The sequence below is a fragment of the Leptospira kmetyi serovar Malaysia str. Bejo-Iso9 genome (assembly GCF_000243735.2).
Taxonomy (GTDB): domain Bacteria; phylum Spirochaetota; class Leptospiria; order Leptospirales; family Leptospiraceae; genus Leptospira; species Leptospira kmetyi.
The window spans coordinates 2,537,643-2,553,223 of sequence record NZ_AHMP02000003.1 but is presented as its reverse complement, the minus strand read 5'-3'; the positions used below and the strand labels follow the sequence as shown (position 1 = coordinate 2,553,223).

The following is a 15,581-nucleotide window of genomic DNA, read 5'->3' as shown; positions in this document are numbered from 1 at the left end:
AATGAAACCTCCCGCGAGTCAATCCTGCCAACACTACCCGGAATGCGCCGGTTGTGATCGATTGCACATCGGTTACGAAAAACAACTTCAACACAAACAGGAAGAAATCGAAAAGCAGTTCGGCGGTTTTAAAGGATTAGAGATTCGTCCGATCGTAAAAAGTCCGAAGGATCAGATGTATCGTCATAAGGTTCAACTTCCGTTCGGACATCGTAAGATCGGAAAAAAATCCGTTCTAACTTTGGGGCTTCACAACAAGGAAAACACTTTTATCATCGATCAGAAAGAATGTAGAATTCAGGACGCCGATCTGACTACCGTGGCCGCCGCGATACGACATTGGGCGCGGACCGAAAACATAACTCCTTATTACGAAAAAAACGGAAGCGGACTTTTAAGACATATCGTTCTCAGAAAGGCGCACGCGTCCAAAGAAATTCTCGTGGGAATCGTTACGAACGCGAGCGAAATTCCGGGAAGAAAAAATCTGACCAACAGTTTACATTCGTATATTAAACAATTCTTAAGTAAAGAAAAATCAGAAGCGGAAGTCGTCGGAATCATACAAAACGTAAACCAAAGAAATACGAAGGTGGTTCTCGGCGAAAAGGAAACGACTTGGTACGGAAGACATTTCGTAAAAGAGAAGATCGGCGATCTGGATTTTCAAATCGGTCTTTCCACGTTCTTTCAAGTGAACCCGTTTCAGATCGAAAATCTTTACGATCTCGTCGTGGACGATCTTCCACAAAATTCGACGGTGATCGACGCGTATTGCGGGATCGGAACGATTTCTTTGTATGTCGCGCGTAAATCCCAAAAGGTCATCGGATTGGAGGAGAATCCGAATTCGATCCGTTCCGCGATCGGAGCCGCAAAGGCGAACGGAATCGAAAACGCCGTCTTCGTCAAAGGAAAGGTTCTGCATTCTTTGCAAAACGCATTGAACGAAAAACCGGACGTGGTCGTTGTCGATCCACCACGGGAAGGTCTGGACCCGGAAACGAAAAAGATATTATTGAATTCTAAAGTGAATCGGATTCTTTACGTTTCCTGCAATCCCGAAACTTTGAGAAGGGATGCGATCGAACTTTCAAAAATCTTTAAGTATCAAAAGTTGACCCCGGTGGATTTGTTTCCGCATACGAGTCACTTGGAAAGCGTTTCCGTTTTTTCGCGATAAGAGGTTTTAAGTCGATCGAGTTCGATTTAAATCAATTCGTTTAACAAAAACGGGGAAAAAAGGAGAGCGTGATCCGATCGCGCGGAACCTTTTTTCGGTTCCGCACGTTTTTCAAGAATTAGATTTCCGGGAACGGAGAATCCAAGAATACCTTATCGGCTTTCAACGAACATTTGGATTGAAGGACGATGGTAAGAGCCGAACCGATCAAATAACCGCTTAAACCCTTGATTTCCGCGACACAATCGTCCACTTCCGATTTTACGTAGGTTCCGTCGGACTTGATTCCCGCGAGTTGATCCGCCAAAAGACTCAGGATGGAAACGCTGGAGCGTCCCGTTAAAATGGTGGAGTTGATGAGATCGGTTACGATCGCCGCGTCGCGGATATTGTTCGAAGCTTCGGAACCTTTGATTCTTCCCGGAGTCACTCCGAGCGTATCGAAAATTAAACAATTGTAAACTTGCAGTAACAGAAAAACGATTAGGATTTTATGAATATGTTTTTTCAAAACGAACCTCTATCTTTGATTTTACAAAACCTTAAAAAGGGAATTCATCGAGTCAATTCGAAAACGCTTATAGAGCGATCTTCTTCGAGTTCTTAAAATACTTTCCGATGATCTCTGCGAGTTCCTCTTGTTTCGTAAAAAAACAGATTTGATAACGGGTTTCTTCCTGAAATCGTTTTAAATATCCGAGCGCGGATTCGATTCTTCCCTGATCGAGATGAACGAACGGTTCGTCGAGTAATAGAATTCCGTTTTCGGGAACGGTCTTGCGCGCTAAGAACAATTTAAAAATCAGATAGAACGTCGCGAGGGTTCCGCCGGAAAGATGATCGATCGATCGGAAGGTTCCCGCTTGGTCTTTCATTTTGATCGATTCTTTTTTGTCGATTCCTTCGAACGAAACTTCCCGTTTCGGAAGCAGAAGATTGATTTCCTTTCCGATTTCCGAAGCGACAAATGCGAACTGCATCGATTGGTCTTTGGAGATCTCCTCGATCAGTTCCTGGGCGATCTTCGCGGATTTTCTTCTGGATTCCGCTTTAGAAAATTCTAATTCTTTTTCCGAAAGAACCTGAATCGTACGAATGAGATCCTTTTCCTTTTCGGGAAGAGAATCCTGGATGCGAGCGTCTTCGACACGGATCGCAGTATTCAAGTTTTTTAATTCTTCGCCCAAGGATTGAAGTTCCTTTTCGAGTTCCTTTTTTTTACCGTCTCGGAATTGTCTTTCCGGATCGACCGGAAGCTCAGTCGGAACGTCCTCCATCGTGGAGATCGCGGTTTTACAACGGACTTCCAATTCCTCCAAGGTTTTTGCGGAATGATCCGTGAGAATTTTCGTAAGCCCGTCCTTCAAGTTTTTGTTTTGAGCCTGAAACTCCGCGACGTATTTATGATAATCCTGAATCGTGACGGCTCTTCGATCGTTCAGCCAAGAATTCCGTTTGGATTGAAGTCCGGCGATCTTTTCGTTTTCGAGTTTGAGCGTATTGCGGATCGGATCGAGTTCGCCATTGAGATTTCGAATTTCCTTTTCCAGGTTTTCGATCTGATGCGTTTTCACTTCGTAGCCGTTGATCTTTTGCGAGAAAAATTGACGTAGGTTTTCCGTTTTCTCCATAAGAGGAATCAAATATTCAGGAAACGTTAAGTTCCATTGGCCCGAAATTTTGGAAACAAAATCCTTTTCCTTTTCGGAGCTGTAACGCAGGCTGACCGATTCCTTTTTTTGAAGTAAAAGGAGAATTCCGAAAATAATTAAGGCTGTTCCGATCAAAGCGCCGCTTAACAAGGTTAAGGCGGACGTTTTCGAAAAAAGAAAGGTTACGAACGTTCCGAGCAGGATCAAAAAGCCGAATCCGATCAGAATATAACCCAAAAGTTTTTTGGAAGAATCCGCTTGCGCGGTTCTGACTTCCTCGTTAAAGCCCTCTTCTCGAAGGGTTTTGTCGATTTTCTCGTTCCATTCCTCCGCTTTTTGTTTCATCTTTTGAAGAATCGAAAGTTGATTTTGATGTCCTTCCGTTTCCTTTTTTTTGGATTCGATCGCGGCCTGTTTGTCTTTGAGCAGAGTTTCGGAAGAAGAAATCACATTTTGAGATTTGTCGATTTCCTTTTGAAAACTTTCGAAGGCGGAAGATTCGTCCTTGGAATACAGAAAGTTTTTTTTGATCCATTCTTCCAAAGACTTCAATCTTTGGATTTCGGAAAGGGATTCCAAAAGTTGAATTTTCTTTCGGATCTTCGCGTCGAACGCGGAATCCTTTTCGATCTGTGCGAGTTTGTTTTTGATCTCGAGTTCCTTGTTTTGATCCTTGAGATGTTTTTCCTCTTTGGCGACGTTCGTTTTGTTTCTCGAATGAAGGTTTTCGATTTCGCCGATCAGAGTGACTCGTTTGATTTTATATTCCGAAATATCTTTCTTCAGGGTTTCGAACGCGTTCGCGTCCTTGCTCCCCGTTTTGGGAGAATGGATTTTCTTAAACGAACCGCCGATGCCTTCGAGATTGACTCCGTTGTTTAAAAGTTTACTCCGAAGAAAATCGGGTTTGATAAACTTATCGTTGTTAAACGCGAATTCGAGTTCTCCTTCCCGAAGAGAGATACAATGAACGTATTGTGGAGCCGCGTCCTTGGAAAGATCGGGAACTTCTCCCACGATGCGATAACCTTCGGGACTTTTTTCGCCGTAACGAGCGAGAATACTTTTTTTCGGTTCCTGACTCGCCGTGAGAAATTTGCTTCCGATCGCAAGACGAAGCGCGTCGAAGATCGTCGTTTTTCCCGATTCGTTTTTTCCCTGAAAAACGGTAACGGAATCCGAAAGATCGAATTCCTTGTTTTCGAATTTGCCGAACTTACCGAGTAGAATTTTGGAGATCATCTTAATTCTTCCCCGCGTTTTCTTCGATTTGTTCCAAACCCAAAACCAGAATTTCGTTCCAGTCGGGGACGTCCGGGGAATTCCAATGTTCTTTTTTGAACATTAGCTTTTCGTAAAATATCTTCGCGATCGGATTGTCGATCAATGCTGACGAGGTTCGGAGGTCGTTCGTTTTCGTTTCCACTTTTCTGCAAACGAGGGACTTCGAAAATCGTTCCAAAATTTCGACGACCGTATGTTCGTCTTCTACGATTCCCCCGACTTTGATTCGAACCGAATCTTTTTCGGAAACGAGGGCTTGGATTTTGGAAAGATCGGGGACCTCGCCCGTTAGAGTCGCGGAAAGGGAGAATTCTTTGTATTCTCCCGCGGAAGAAAGAATTCTTTTTGCGATTACGGGCGCTCCGTTTTTACCGAGGCTTACGATGTTGACCGTTCGAGGACCGAATTCTCCGGAGGAAACTACGCGCGGTGAACCGGGATACGCTTTTAAAAGCGAACCGGATCTTTCGGAACGTTCCGAATGAATATGACCTAACGCGAGATAGTCGAACTTCGCTTCGAGAAACGGCTTCGAATCCAAAATCGAATCGGCTTCTTCGGGGGAGGGACCGAGATATTCCACGAGTTTGGTTTCGGTTCCGTGGAGAAGCGCGATCCTATATTGAACCTTCTTTTCGTTGAATTGAATATTAGAATAATCTAAATTTCTGTTAAACGGAAATCCGAAAAATTCCGCGTCGACCCCGCCGATTTCCTCGGTCCAAAGTTTGTAGGATTCTCCCTTTTGCGGATACGACATCGGTGAAAGATCCGCCGAAATGGGATACATTCCTTCGGGAAGTCCGAGCTCTTCGTGGTTTCCCGGGATATAAAGAATTTTTCCCGGAAACTTCTTGAGAATCGTTTTGACGTCCTCTTTGAGCGCGGCTATGTCGCCGTTGCGATCGAATAGATCCCCGCAAAAAAGAATATGCGTACATTCTTCCTCGCGCGCGGCGGAGACGATTTCCTGAAGAACGGAAAGGGAATATTCCTTTTCCTTTTGGCTGAGATGAAGGTCTGCTGTGTGTAAAAATCGGATCATGATCTGCTTCCTGCCGTCAAAGTTTATCCTTGTCCCCGGACAAAATTCTCCGCTATCTCTGAAACTTAGAAAAAATTCCGTTTTTTTTCGTTGTGAAACGAAGTTTAATTCTGATCCAAAAATCCGATCAGATGTTGTTCCGCGTATTGAATGACTTTTTGTATCCGATCGGACGCATTCCATTTTTCGGATATCATACGAGGCGCGCCCCATAAAAAGATGGCTTCGATAAAAACCTTACGCGGATCGGGGAAGAAGGATTCGATTTTCACTTCGATTCCGTGATCCTCCGGGTCCTGCGGATTGAGCGGAGGCAATACGAATCGAAGTCCTCCGCCTAAGATCGGTCTTCCGAGTTGTTGCAGACTGTCTCTGCTTTGTTTCAATCTTTTTTCCCAGATTTCGCCGAACGCGTGTTCGGTGGAAGAATCCGTCAAGAGACGAACGGTAAGATCGCTTTTTACAACGTTCTTCCCTTGAATCTGCCAAACTTTGTCGAACGCTTCGAGAACCCTTTCAAAATCCTCTTCGATGGATTCCAACGTGCCGTCCGGGTTTTCGGATATGATTAAGAGTTGTGTAATATTCTGTCCGGCGTTGATGATCTGTATCGTCAGAACCGATTGGGAAAGTTGTCTTGTTAATACGTTTTGATTCGGTCCGTAGTTGGTTCCCGTGATTTCGATTCCCAGTTCTTCCAATTTGGATTGGAACTGAAAGATCTCCGATTTGGATCGAACCACGATCGGTAAAAACAAATCGCTGAGTCCCACGTGGATGATGTTTCGATTTCGATTCATGAGGATGTCGCCTGAGTCCTTTGTCTCAAACCGATCTTTTTTGAACAGAAAAGAAATCCGAAGAAAAACGCGTAGCGAGTGGTTCGGGATTATCGATATTGAACGAGAAACGAATCCTGAGTTCCCGTAAGAGGGATGCCGTTAAAATCCGAGTTCGTGGTTCCGGTTCCGTACATCGTTCCTTCCCGATCGATAGCAATTCCGGTTCCTTGAATCGCTTTCCCGGAGGCTCCGATCTGTCGAAGCCACTGTCTTTCGCCTTGTCGATTGTATTTTATAAAGAATACGTCCGTAGTTCCGACCGAAGCCGAGTTGTTGGTCGTCAGATTCGTATTCGTATATCCGGCTATAAAAACGTTACCGACTATATCCGAGACGATTCCCAAGGAAGAAGTTTGTCCGGTAGGATATCCGTCTCCATCCTGTCGAACCCAAAGTCTGGTTCCGCCGGAATTGTATTTTAAGATCGTACTCGGGTAAGCGGTTCCGCTTGAGCCTGAGCCGAAGGACGCATTGCTTGTTGCGGTCACGTAAATGTCTCCGAAAGAATCCAATAGCATCGGGCCGGATAAAATTTCTCTAGCCGTTTCCGCTTCGTAGATTAAAAAATGTCTGGTTCCATCCGGATCGTATCGCATGACAAACGTATCGTTTCCACCGACGCCGGGAGCCGTATCGTTTCGAAAATCGGCTCCTCCCCAACCGGAGACTAAAACAGTTCCCGAAAACTTATCCCAGACGCAACCTCCCGAAGTGATATTTGCGCCCGAAATCGAATACTGTTTCACCCAACTTTGGTTTCCATCGACGTCAAAACGAAGGACGAACCCGTTGCCCCCGGTCGCAACCGGTCCTCCAAACGGTCCGTTCGAATCCCCCACAGAGTAAGAATTTCCCACCTCGTCCAAGCAGATCGCTATCGGATTTACGAAATAACTACCGCCCGTCGGTCCGGCTTGTTTGGCCCAAACCACGGTTCCGTCCAGAGCGAACTTTACGACAAACATATCCTGTCCGCTGGACATAGGTCCGGTAAAAGCCGCACTCGTAAAACCGAGAACGTATGTGTTCCCGATCGAATCCGATGCGGCTTTGACTGCGGTAAGCGATGCGCCCGGCGCGCCTAATTGTTTGGCCCAGATCTGATTTTTTTGAGGATCGTATTTTGCGATGAACATGTCCTGCGTTCCGAATAAGGTTCCGTTGAACAACGCAGTGTTCGTATCTCCGAAAAGTACCGGATTTAAGAACGGATCCAGAACCACACCCTTTGCGTTTACAAGGCTACTGGACTTTCCGACTAACAAGGTCCATTCTAAACTTCCTGTGTTTTCCCGAAAGATAGGCGGATGAATTCTGGAAAGAATTTGAGCCAACCAATACTCGTTCGTACTGGGGTTGGCCGGGTTCATATGATTCGCCGGATCGCACGCGGATAAAAAGATCAGAAGAATCGGAAAGATCGTATGGCGCAGACGAGGTTTCATTTTCTTATCCGTTACTCGTAGCATAAGTTCCGTTATTTGGAAAGAAATTAACACGTTATAGGGGATTCTATCCTATGGATTCTTCGCTCGAAAATCGAAATCCCGCGACAACTTACGGCGATGTTTCGTAAAGAAGTCGACTTCTCAAGGTGGGCCGTGGTATCCGTACTGAACCCCTAAAAAGAGTTTTTCTTCAGATGAACCTAGAGACTGAAATCAGACAAGAAACGAATCTTTGCGATAAATCCGGAAACTTAAATTTGAACGCGGTCGGCTGGGCGAAAAAGCCGTTACACAGATGTAATCTGAGCGGACATTATCTAAGAAAGAAAAAATGGAATTACTGGTGTATCTACGACGAGAATTTTCTGGCCTCGTTTACGATCTCGGACGTCGATTATGCCGGAGTTATCTTCGTATATTGGCTCAATCGAAAAACGGGAGACTTCGAGGAAGGAACCATTCTCACTCCGTTCGGTTCCGGAGTCAGTCTCGGACAATTAGTGGGAAGCAACGCGACGTACATCGGAAACAACGCGCGTCTTCAATTCTTCAGAGAGGAAGAAGGTTACCGTCTTTCGATCAATTTTTCACCTAAGAATAAGATCCCCGTTCAAGCGGAGATTTTTGTTCCCGTTCCCGAGAATTGGGAAACGTTAAACGTCGTTGTCCCTTGGTCCAAACGAAGATTTCAGTTCACCGAAAAATTGTTCGGAGTGGGCGCGGAAGGAACCGTTCGTTACGGAGCGATGGAATATAAATTCAGTCCCGATTCTTCCTTTGCTTGTTTGGATTATGGAAGAGGGGTTTGGCCTTATTCCACGAAATGGAATTGGGCTTCGATGGTGGCGCCTAACGCGGGGGATCGGATCGCGATGAACTTGGGCGCGGGTTGGACGGACGATACGGGCACGACCGAAAACGCGATCTTGATCAACGGAAGAATTTATAAAATTCCTTCCGACGCGGTTTTTGAAATCGATCGTGAAAACTGGATGAAACCTTGGAGACTTTATACGAAGGATTCTCAGGCGATCGATCTTCAGTTCGTTCCGGAGTTTCACAGAAAGGCCGCGACCAATACGGGGATTCTCGTTTCTTCGGTTCATCAGATGATCGGAAAGTTCGAAGGTGTGATTCGTCTCGGTAAGAACGAATATAAAATCTCCAACGGTCAGGGTTGGGCCGAAGATCATATTGCGAGATGGTAAGTTCTTCCGAAAACATCATCTATAACATCGCCTCCAAAAAGGACTACGAAGAGGCTTTGGAAAAGGGATTCTATATTACGGATTCATTAAGTTCCGAAGGTTTTATCCACAGTTCCAAAAAAAATCAGGTCGAGGACACGGCCAATCGGATTTTCGCCGCGAGAAAGGATTTGGTTCTTTTGTTCGTGAACACGGATCGATTGAAATCCCCGTTGAAGTTCGAGGCTTCGAGTTCTTCCAAGTTTTCCAAAGAGGATGGAAAGAATATATTTCCTCATATTTACGGACCTTTGAACGTGGACGCGATCGAAAAAGTTTTGGAAATTTCTCCCGACGAAAACGGAAGGTTTCGCTTTTCATTTTTGGATTGAATCCGTTTCGGAATCGGATGTTCTATTTTTGAAATTCAATTCTTTTTTTGTTCGATCGTTTGTCGGACCAATTTAAGAAAAATGATTTGCAAAATTGAAAAGAATGTTTATGGAAACGGTTTTTCTTTCTAAGGAGCGCTTGGCGGAGATGAAAAAAGAAATCATACGTTGTGCTTGGGCGACGGACGATCCGAATTACATTCAGTATCACGACGAAGAATGGGGGACTCCGGTTCACGACGATCGAACCTTGTTCGAGTTTTTGATTTTGGAAGGAGCGCAGGCCGGACTTTCTTGGATCACCATTCTTAAAAAGCGCGACGGCTATCGAAAAGCATTCGATAACTTCGACCTCGATCAGGTCGCTTCTTACAAAGAAAAGAAAATTCAGGCTCTTTTAAAGGACGAAGGAATCGTTCGAAATGAGTTAAAGATCCGTTCCGCGGTCAAAAACGCACAAGAAATTTTGAATATTCAAAAAGAATACGGTTCTTTCGACCGTTATATCTGGGGTTTTACGAATCATAAAACCGTTTACAACGTTTGGAAAACGAAAAAGGAAGTGCCGAGTAGCACTTCGCAATCGGACGCGATGAGCAAGGCTCTCAAAAAGAGAGGTTTTAAATTCGTGGGTTCCACGATTTGTTACGCTTTTATGCAGGCGACCGGAATGGTCATGGATCATACGACGGATTGTTTTCGTTTCGTCAAAAAACCGAAGTGAAGAACTCTGTCGTACGTCCGACGACTTTTTTGTAAAAGGTTGGTGGCCCTCTAACTCAATGTGTTGCTCCCTATGGGTCGCAACACAGGGTGGAGGTGGAGAGGTGACGAGCGATCCGTAGAGAGCGAGGCGCTGAGTTTTAAAACTTCGGCGAGTTTTCCACTAACAGAAAATTCAACTTTTGTAAAGTAAAATCCTCGCGCCGTTCCGTCGTAGCTCCGACAAGCTACGGGAAATTTTTTCGAATTGCTTCCTTTGAAACGTTTCCGTCCCGGTCCGTTTGAATCAAAAGCGAATCGATATACAACGCGGGTTTTTTCTTCGTATAAGAAAGAATAACGTAGCCCTTATCGTTTTTCAGAATTTTGTTCGCCATATACAATCGTTGAGAATGTTTTTTCTCGGAGATTTTTTTGCCGGTCGCGTCGAACCGAATCAAGGTCATCGGACCTTCTCCGTCGGAAAGGACTCCGAAAAATCCCTGATCGTCGGATTCGACGATCGGACCCATAAAGTTATGCCCGCCTAATCGTTGTTTGGTTTCCCAGATCGTGTCGCCTTTCGGAGAAAGTTTCAAAAGCCAGACCGCGTCTTTTCCGCCTCCGGAAATCCCTCCCGAAAGGAGCAGATTGCCGTCCGAAAGTTTCAGAATGGAAATCGCCATATCTTCCACTCCGGGGGTTCCGAATTTTTTCTTCCAAAGTTGTTTTCCGTCTTCATCGTATCGTTGTACGATCAAATCACGTTGCGACTCTTTGCCGGACACGTTATCCGTGCTTACCGCGAATACGATTCCTTCTTCGTAAGCGACGGTCGCACTCGGAGCAAATTCCAAATCCGGAATATACTTGGAGCTTTTTACGGAACCGTCCTTTCCGAAAAGAGTATATAAGAAACTCGTTTTGATTACGTTTGAAACGGTGGTTGTGTTTCCTTGTTTTTCGGTGATTTCCGCCTTATAGGTGACCGAAACAAGACCTCTGAATCTTTCATTGGAAAGTTCTTGCAAATGATAGATATGCGGATCTTCGGAACCGCAAAAGCCGTCGCAAATCTCTTTGGCTTGAATGACTTGATCGACCGTAAGATTTCCTTGTGTGTCGTATTTTGAAAAAACGATTTTACGATTGTAGGTTCCGCTTCCGATAGAACCCGCGGTGACAAACCCGCCGTCTTGAGTCGCGATCAAATTCTCCCCTCGAACGCTGTCGTGGTTATGAACGTTGACCGTATAACCTTCCATATCCACGGGTTTACTCGTAAAAAGATATAGACCGGATTTCCGTTTGCGTCGATCTTCGCGGACCAAGCGGCTCCGTATTGTTTTTGTTCCACTTTCGAATTCGTGTCCTGTCTCGCGCAGTCGTTCGAAGAACCGACTACGACATACGTTCCGTCTTTCAATCGCGTTAAACCGGAAGGAAGTTCTTCGGGACATTCGTTCGGTTTGAGTCCGTTGAATTGTTCTCCGCCGAAAACGATCTGCCAAAGGGAAGGAGAGGCGGTTTGAGAGAAGATTGAAACGCTTCCCGTTAAAAGGAAAAGGGTAAGAAGGATCGGATGAAACGGTTTCATTATGGAATTCCTCGTGGGATCGGAATTTCATCGTCTCGTTCGATCTTGTAAAGAAATTATTTTATTTTCGGATCTTGCGGGTTTTCGAATTATAATCGAAACGACTTTGATTGGAATTCGCTCTTTACAAAGCGGACGGATCGTTTCGTTTGAGAATACGTTCTAAATTCTTAATGAATCAATAAATTTATGATATAGGTGAATCGAAATGAAACCCACCGAAGACATTCTTGGACAAAAGGAAAAAAGCGCCTTTCGAATCGGATATATTTTAAGAGCGATCTTGGCTCTTTCCTTCATACCGCCCAGTCTTTCCATTTCTCAAAGCGGCGCCGAACGACTTTGGATTTTGGTTTTATACGTCGGCGCGATATCCGTTTCGTGTTTGATGCTTTGGTTTCTTTCCAAAGAACGTTTTTGTCTCAAGGACGACAATCGGATCGCGGGATGGCTCGGAGTTCTTTTGGACATTTTGATTCTCTCCATTCTTCCCTGGACCTGGTATGATTCCGTGGGGGGAGATTCGATTCCCAGAACGTATCTGTTGAAGACGGCCTTTATACCGATGACCGCCGTTTTTATTCTTTTGAACGGCCTTTCTTTGAAGCCCGTCTATCCGGTGTTAGTCGCCCTAGCCGCGTTTTCGATTTCGTTTTATATTTTTCAATACGTCAGCGAGGATCCGAGAACCGTATGGACCGAAAGTTTATCGGAGGCATTCTTAACCGCCAAAGCGAATCCGCAATATTACTTTACGATCGTTGCGCTTTTGATCCTTTACGGAGGAGTCACTTCGTTTATCGCATATACGGCCCGTTCTTTGTTGAAAGAATCGGTTCGTTCGGAACGAAAGAGTTCTCAGTTGGGAAGATATTTTTCACCCGGTGTGATCCAAAGAATCACGGCCGAGGATAATCTTTTTTCTCCAGGAGGAAGATTGCAGAAAATCGCGGTATTGTTCTGCGATATCCGAGACTTCACTTCGATCTCCGAAAAACTTTCTCCTCCGGAAGTGATTTCGCTGCTTACGGAATATCATCGAGAGATGGTTCGTGTCGTTTTTGAAAACGGCGGTTCCGTGGATAAATTCATCGGGGACGGAATTTTGGTGACGTTCGGAATTCCGGAATCCACAGACTCGGATTGCAGAAACGCGATCGTCGCCGGAATCGAAATGAAAAAAGCATTAAAAAAATTGAATGAACTTAGGATTCAAAAGGGGGAAGCTCCTTTAAAACAGGGAATCGGAATCCATTTCGGAGACGCCGTATGCGGAAACATAGGCACGGAAGAACGTTTGGAATTCACCGTCATCGGAGACGCGGTCAACGCGGCGTCCCGAATCGAATCCGCTTGCAAAGAATTGAATTCCGAATTTCTGATCTCCGAAGAAGTGTTAAAACGAACCGAACTCGTACAGGGATTTAAAACGGTTTCGATGGGAGAAGTAAAGGTGAAAGGGAAGGAAAAACCTTTGAGCCTTTTCGAAGTGATTCCGAACGAGGTAAGTTGAAACGTTAGACGCATCCGTCGAAGACGCGGTGTTTTCGACGGATGCAAGACGATCGATTATCTTCCGTATTTTGCGAGAAGAGTAGCTTCGCCTATTTTCAGTGAATTGATGTAAAAACCGATCAAAGCTCCGGAAGAATTCTGATCCGCAGGAATCTTATCTTTCAAAGCGTAAACGGTAAAGTAGTAACGATGGGGTTTGTGACCTTGTGGAGGACAAGGGCCGCCGTAACCGGGAGCGCCGAAATCCGTTCTGCTCTGAACCGCTTCTTTGGGAAGAAGATTCTTTTCCACGTTACCCGCGTTTGCAGGAAGGGAAGTGGTCGTTGCAGGAAGATTAAAAACCACCCAGTGCCACCATCCGCTTCCGGTGGGAGCATCCGGATCATAAACGGTCAACGCGATACTTTTCGTATCTTTGGGTAATCCGCTCCAAGACAACGAGGGAGAAATGTTTCCGCCGGAACAACCGAATCCGTTAAACACTTGTTCGTTGGCGATTAATTTTCCCGCGGTAAGCTCGGGGCTTTTCAATTGAAACGGTTCCGCTTGAAGCAAGGTCGCACTGAGAAACAACACGACTGCAAGTCCTTTGATTTTCATAAAACGAAATACTCCTATCTAATCTTAGAATTTATAATTCATCAGCAACTTAGACGAATTGCAAGATTAGTTTTGAAGATTTCGTAAAAAATAGGAATGAACGATAAAATCTGAGCGGATTCGAAGAGGAAATTGAGAGATTTTGAATATAAAAACGAAAGGAGCCCGAACTCGGGCTCGCTTTTCGTAAGGGAAGAATCTTTAGTTCAACCAGACCTTGCGGTTGTCGCTTGCATACTGATCGAAACTGATCGGATCTTTTCCGGTGATTTGTTTTACCGTATCCGAGATCGGAGCCGAATGTCCTTCTTTTAAGTTACCCGCGATATACACGAGAACGTTCGCGTAGTCTTCGGGAACGCCCGCGCCCACCAAACCTTTCTTAAAGTCTTCAGGAGTGATGTCCGCGAATGCGATGGAAAGTCCGGTTGCTTTGGATAATTTTTGAGCGACCTCGTCGTGTGTGATGGATTCTTTTCCGGTAAGAGTGAATTCTTTTCCGTTTTGAGAATCATCCAAAAGCAAAGTCGTCGCGCTTGCCGCGATATCTCTCGCGTCTATAAAACTGGTCTTTGCGTTACCGGCGGGGAAGTAGATTTTTTTGTCCTTTAAGATTCCCGAAATCCAAAAAGTTTGAAAGTTCTGCATAAACCAATTCGGGCGAATGATATTGTAAGCAAGCCCGGAGTTTTCAACGGCTCTTTCCAGTTTTCTAAAAGGAAGATCTTCGGGAGAATGTTCCACTCCGATTGCCGTCATGAGTACAATTTTTTGTAATTTTTTAGACTTCGCCTTTTCGATCCAAGGATTAAGAATGCTGTACTGATCCGTATAACCCGGTGGGGAAAGAAAAAAAGCCCTGTCCACTTGATCCAACACTTCCAATCCCAAAGTCGGTTGGGAAGCGTCCGCTTTCACCCAATGAAGATTGGGCGCTTTTTTGCCCGATTCCGGCTTACGGGAAGCCGCGTAGACCTCGTGACCTTTTGCCAATAAATTATCCACAACGAACCCCGAAACCAGACCGGAAGCCGCATAAACGAAAATTTTCATAATTGATTCTCCTAAAAATAGAGTAACCCGGAACGGAAAATCTGGCTATGTCCAATGATCTAAAAAGCATATCCAATCGTATAATTTACTCGACTTTCGGATATGTTCGGGGTAAGATGAGAATATGGATCTTCTTTCTGAAATATTAACCGCAGCCGCTTGGAAAAGTGATATTCTCGCGAGAACCTCGATGTATAAATCCTGGGGTTTAAAATTTCCCTGCGAACGAAGCGGAGGCTTTCATATTCTTTCCCAAGGTTCTTGTTTTGCAAGATTCAAGGGAGAATCGATCCCGCTTGAAAAAGGGGATATCTTATTCATCGCGAGAGGATTCAATCACGACCTCGTATCTTCTCCCAAAGAAAAGGCGATGGATATCGGAAGGTTTCGGGAAATTCTTCCCCAAGAATCGGAACAGTCGGGAACTCCGATCACCACGTTCGTTTCGGTTCGTTACGAGGTTCCCGAGACGACACAACATCCTTTCTTTTACGAATTGCCCGATCATATTCTTATCCGCGCCGGAGAAATTCCTTCGCATCATCCTCTGCACACGACTTTGATTTTGATTTCTCAGGAAGTCGATTCCGGTTTGGGTTCGGATTTGATTCTTCAGAGATTGACGGATATTCTTTTGTATTACGTTATACGCCATTGGCTGGAAACTCATCCCGCTCTTTCACCGGGTTGGAGAAGCGCGTTCAAAGACGAAAAGATTTTGGCGGCGTTGGAAGCGGTTCATAAAAAACCGGCCTACGCTTGGACCTTGGAGAATCTCGCTCGAACCGTTGGAATTTCCCGCGCGTCGCTCGCCAATCGATTTAAAGAAGTGTTGGGTTGTACTCCGATAGATTATCTCGCCCGTCTTAGAATCGAAAAGGGAAGAAGTCTCATTCAGGATCAGAACGCGACCTTGGAAGAGGTGGCGCGGATCGTGGGTTATTCGTCCGCGTTCGCATTCTCAAAGGCGTTTAAACGAATCCACGGTTTTTCTCCGAGAAACGAAGATCCTCAAAAAATCAGAAACGTTTCCTAGATTCTTAGATGATTTATATTCAATTTTTTAAATATATTCGGATGG

General features: G+C 45.0%; 13 protein-coding genes and 1 pseudogene. 6 read left to right on the top strand and 8 right to left on the bottom strand.

Features of this window, described 5'->3' with window-relative positions; translation table 11 throughout:
* Position 1: 1 nt before the first annotated feature.
* The gene (gene rlmD, locus LEP1GSC052_RS14400) at positions 2-1,183 is read left to right on the top strand and encodes a 23S rRNA (uracil(1939)-C(5))-methyltransferase RlmD (RefSeq protein ID WP_010573553.1); all 1,182 of its coding nucleotides are present in this window, start codon (positions 2-4) and stop codon (positions 1,181-1,183) included.
* A gap of 118 nt (positions 1,184-1,301) precedes the next feature.
* Here the strand turns inward: rlmD and LEP1GSC052_RS14395 are convergent, their stop codons facing one another.
* The 5 genes from LEP1GSC052_RS14395 to LEP1GSC052_RS14375 form a co-directional block, all read right to left on the bottom strand.
* Positions 1,302-1,694, bottom strand: coding sequence for a TIGR04452 family lipoprotein (locus LEP1GSC052_RS14395; RefSeq protein ID WP_010573554.1), 393 nt, complete (start codon positions 1,692-1,694; stop codon positions 1,302-1,304).
* Between the two features lie 67 nt (positions 1,695-1,761).
* Positions 1,762-4,077 (bottom strand): ATP-binding protein, encoded by a 2,316-nt coding sequence (locus LEP1GSC052_RS14390; protein WP_020986483.1) that lies wholly within the window; start codon positions 4,075-4,077, stop codon positions 1,762-1,764.
* 1 nt (position 4,078) lies between these two features.
* Positions 4,079-5,164: a metallophosphoesterase family protein gene (locus LEP1GSC052_RS14385; RefSeq protein WP_010573555.1), complete on the bottom strand. Its 1,086-nt coding sequence runs from the start codon at positions 5,162-5,164 to the stop codon at positions 4,079-4,081.
* Positions 5,165-5,268: 104 nt separating this feature from the next.
* The gene (locus LEP1GSC052_RS14380) at positions 5,269-5,964 is read right to left on the bottom strand and encodes a hypothetical protein (protein ID WP_010573556.1); all 696 of its coding nucleotides are present in this window, start codon (positions 5,962-5,964) and stop codon (positions 5,269-5,271) included.
* Between the two features lie 89 nt (positions 5,965-6,053).
* A complete protein-coding gene (locus tag LEP1GSC052_RS14375) occupies positions 6,054-7,451 on the bottom strand; it encodes an SBBP repeat beta-propeller lipoprotein, LipL53 family (protein WP_010573557.1) in 1,398 nt (465 codons plus the stop codon).
* Between the two features lie 197 nt (positions 7,452-7,648).
* Between LEP1GSC052_RS14375 and LEP1GSC052_RS14370 the strand changes: the two genes are divergently transcribed.
* The 3 genes from LEP1GSC052_RS14370 to LEP1GSC052_RS14360 all read left to right on the top strand — a co-directional run bounded on the left by LEP1GSC052_RS14370 (position 7,649) and on the right by LEP1GSC052_RS14360 (position 9,757).
* A complete protein-coding gene (locus tag LEP1GSC052_RS14370; protein ID WP_010573558.1) occupies positions 7,649-8,662 on the top strand; it encodes a DUF2804 domain-containing protein in 1,014 nt (337 codons plus the stop codon).
* Positions 8,656-9,033: a DUF952 domain-containing protein gene (locus LEP1GSC052_RS14365; RefSeq protein ID WP_010573559.1), complete on the top strand. Its 378-nt coding sequence runs from the start codon at positions 8,656-8,658 to the stop codon at positions 9,031-9,033. Before LEP1GSC052_RS14370 ends, LEP1GSC052_RS14365 begins: the two co-directional genes overlap by 7 nt.
* A gap of 148 nt (positions 9,034-9,181) precedes the next feature.
* Positions 9,182-9,757: a DNA-3-methyladenine glycosylase I gene (locus LEP1GSC052_RS14360; protein ID WP_040913601.1), complete on the top strand. Its 576-nt coding sequence runs from the start codon at positions 9,182-9,184 to the stop codon at positions 9,755-9,757.
* Positions 9,758-9,983: 226 nt separating this feature from the next.
* Here LEP1GSC052_RS14360 and LEP1GSC052_RS14355 read toward each other — a convergent pair.
* Positions 9,984-11,332: pseudogene (locus tag LEP1GSC052_RS14355) on the bottom strand (hypothetical protein).
* A 208-nt stretch (positions 11,333-11,540) separates the two neighbouring features.
* Between LEP1GSC052_RS14355 and LEP1GSC052_RS20750 the strand changes: the two are divergent.
* Positions 11,541-12,845, top strand: coding sequence for an adenylate/guanylate cyclase domain-containing protein (locus LEP1GSC052_RS20750; protein ID WP_010573561.1), 1,305 nt, complete (start codon positions 11,541-11,543; stop codon positions 12,843-12,845).
* A gap of 56 nt (positions 12,846-12,901) precedes the next feature.
* On the opposite strand, the gene LEP1GSC052_RS14345 is transcribed toward LEP1GSC052_RS20750, so the two are convergent.
* Together LEP1GSC052_RS14345 and LEP1GSC052_RS14340 are read right to left on the bottom strand one after the other, a co-directional pair.
* Complete coding sequence (locus LEP1GSC052_RS14345; protein WP_010573562.1) at positions 12,902-13,447, bottom strand: YbhB/YbcL family Raf kinase inhibitor-like protein; 546 nt, start codon at positions 13,445-13,447, stop codon at positions 12,902-12,904.
* Between the two features lie 201 nt (positions 13,448-13,648).
* Positions 13,649-14,500, bottom strand: coding sequence for an NmrA family NAD(P)-binding protein (locus LEP1GSC052_RS14340; protein ID WP_020986522.1), 852 nt, complete (start codon positions 14,498-14,500; stop codon positions 13,649-13,651).
* A 124-nt stretch (positions 14,501-14,624) separates the two neighbouring features.
* Between LEP1GSC052_RS14340 and LEP1GSC052_RS14335 the strand changes: the two genes are divergently transcribed.
* The gene (locus LEP1GSC052_RS14335; protein ID WP_010573563.1) at positions 14,625-15,536 is read left to right on the top strand and encodes an AraC family transcriptional regulator; all 912 of its coding nucleotides are present in this window, start codon (positions 14,625-14,627) and stop codon (positions 15,534-15,536) included.
* The last annotated feature ends 45 nt before the right edge of the window (positions 15,537-15,581 follow it).

Bases quoted from the DNA above. Each gene is read 5' to 3' on its own strand.
- rlmD (WP_010573553.1), top strand. From the start codon at position 2: ATGAAACCTCCCGCGAGTCAATCCTGCCAACACTACCCGGAATGCGCC.
- LEP1GSC052_RS20750 (WP_010573561.1), top strand. From the start codon at position 11,541: ATGAAACCCACCGAAGACATTCTTGGACAAAAGGAAAAAAGCGCCTTT.
- LEP1GSC052_RS14335 (WP_010573563.1), top strand. From the start codon at position 14,625: ATGGATCTTCTTTCTGAAATATTAACCGCAGCCGCTTGGAAAAGTGAT.
- LEP1GSC052_RS14385 (WP_010573555.1), bottom strand. From the start codon at position 5,164: ATGATCCGATTTTTACACACAGCAGACCTTCATCTCAGCCAAAAGGAA.
- LEP1GSC052_RS14375 (WP_010573557.1), bottom strand. From the start codon at position 7,451: ATGAAACCTCGTCTGCGCCATACGATCTTTCCGATTCTTCTGATCTTT.
- LEP1GSC052_RS14380 (WP_010573556.1), bottom strand. From the start codon at position 5,964: ATGAATCGAAATCGAAACATCATCCACGTGGGACTCAGCGATTTGTTT.
- LEP1GSC052_RS14360 (WP_040913601.1), top strand. From the start codon at position 9,182: ATGAAAAAAGAAATCATACGTTGTGCTTGGGCGACGGACGATCCGAAT.
- LEP1GSC052_RS14370 (WP_010573558.1), top strand. From the start codon at position 7,649: ATGAACCTAGAGACTGAAATCAGACAAGAAACGAATCTTTGCGATAAA.
- LEP1GSC052_RS14390 (WP_020986483.1), bottom strand. From the start codon at position 4,077: ATGATCTCCAAAATTCTACTCGGTAAGTTCGGCAAATTCGAAAACAAG.
- LEP1GSC052_RS14345 (WP_010573562.1), bottom strand. From the start codon at position 13,447: ATGAAAATCAAAGGACTTGCAGTCGTGTTGTTTCTCAGTGCGACCTTG.
- LEP1GSC052_RS14365 (WP_010573559.1), top strand. From the start codon at position 8,656: ATGGTAAGTTCTTCCGAAAACATCATCTATAACATCGCCTCCAAAAAG.
- LEP1GSC052_RS14340 (WP_020986522.1), bottom strand. From the start codon at position 14,500: ATGAAAATTTTCGTTTATGCGGCTTCCGGTCTGGTTTCGGGGTTCGTT.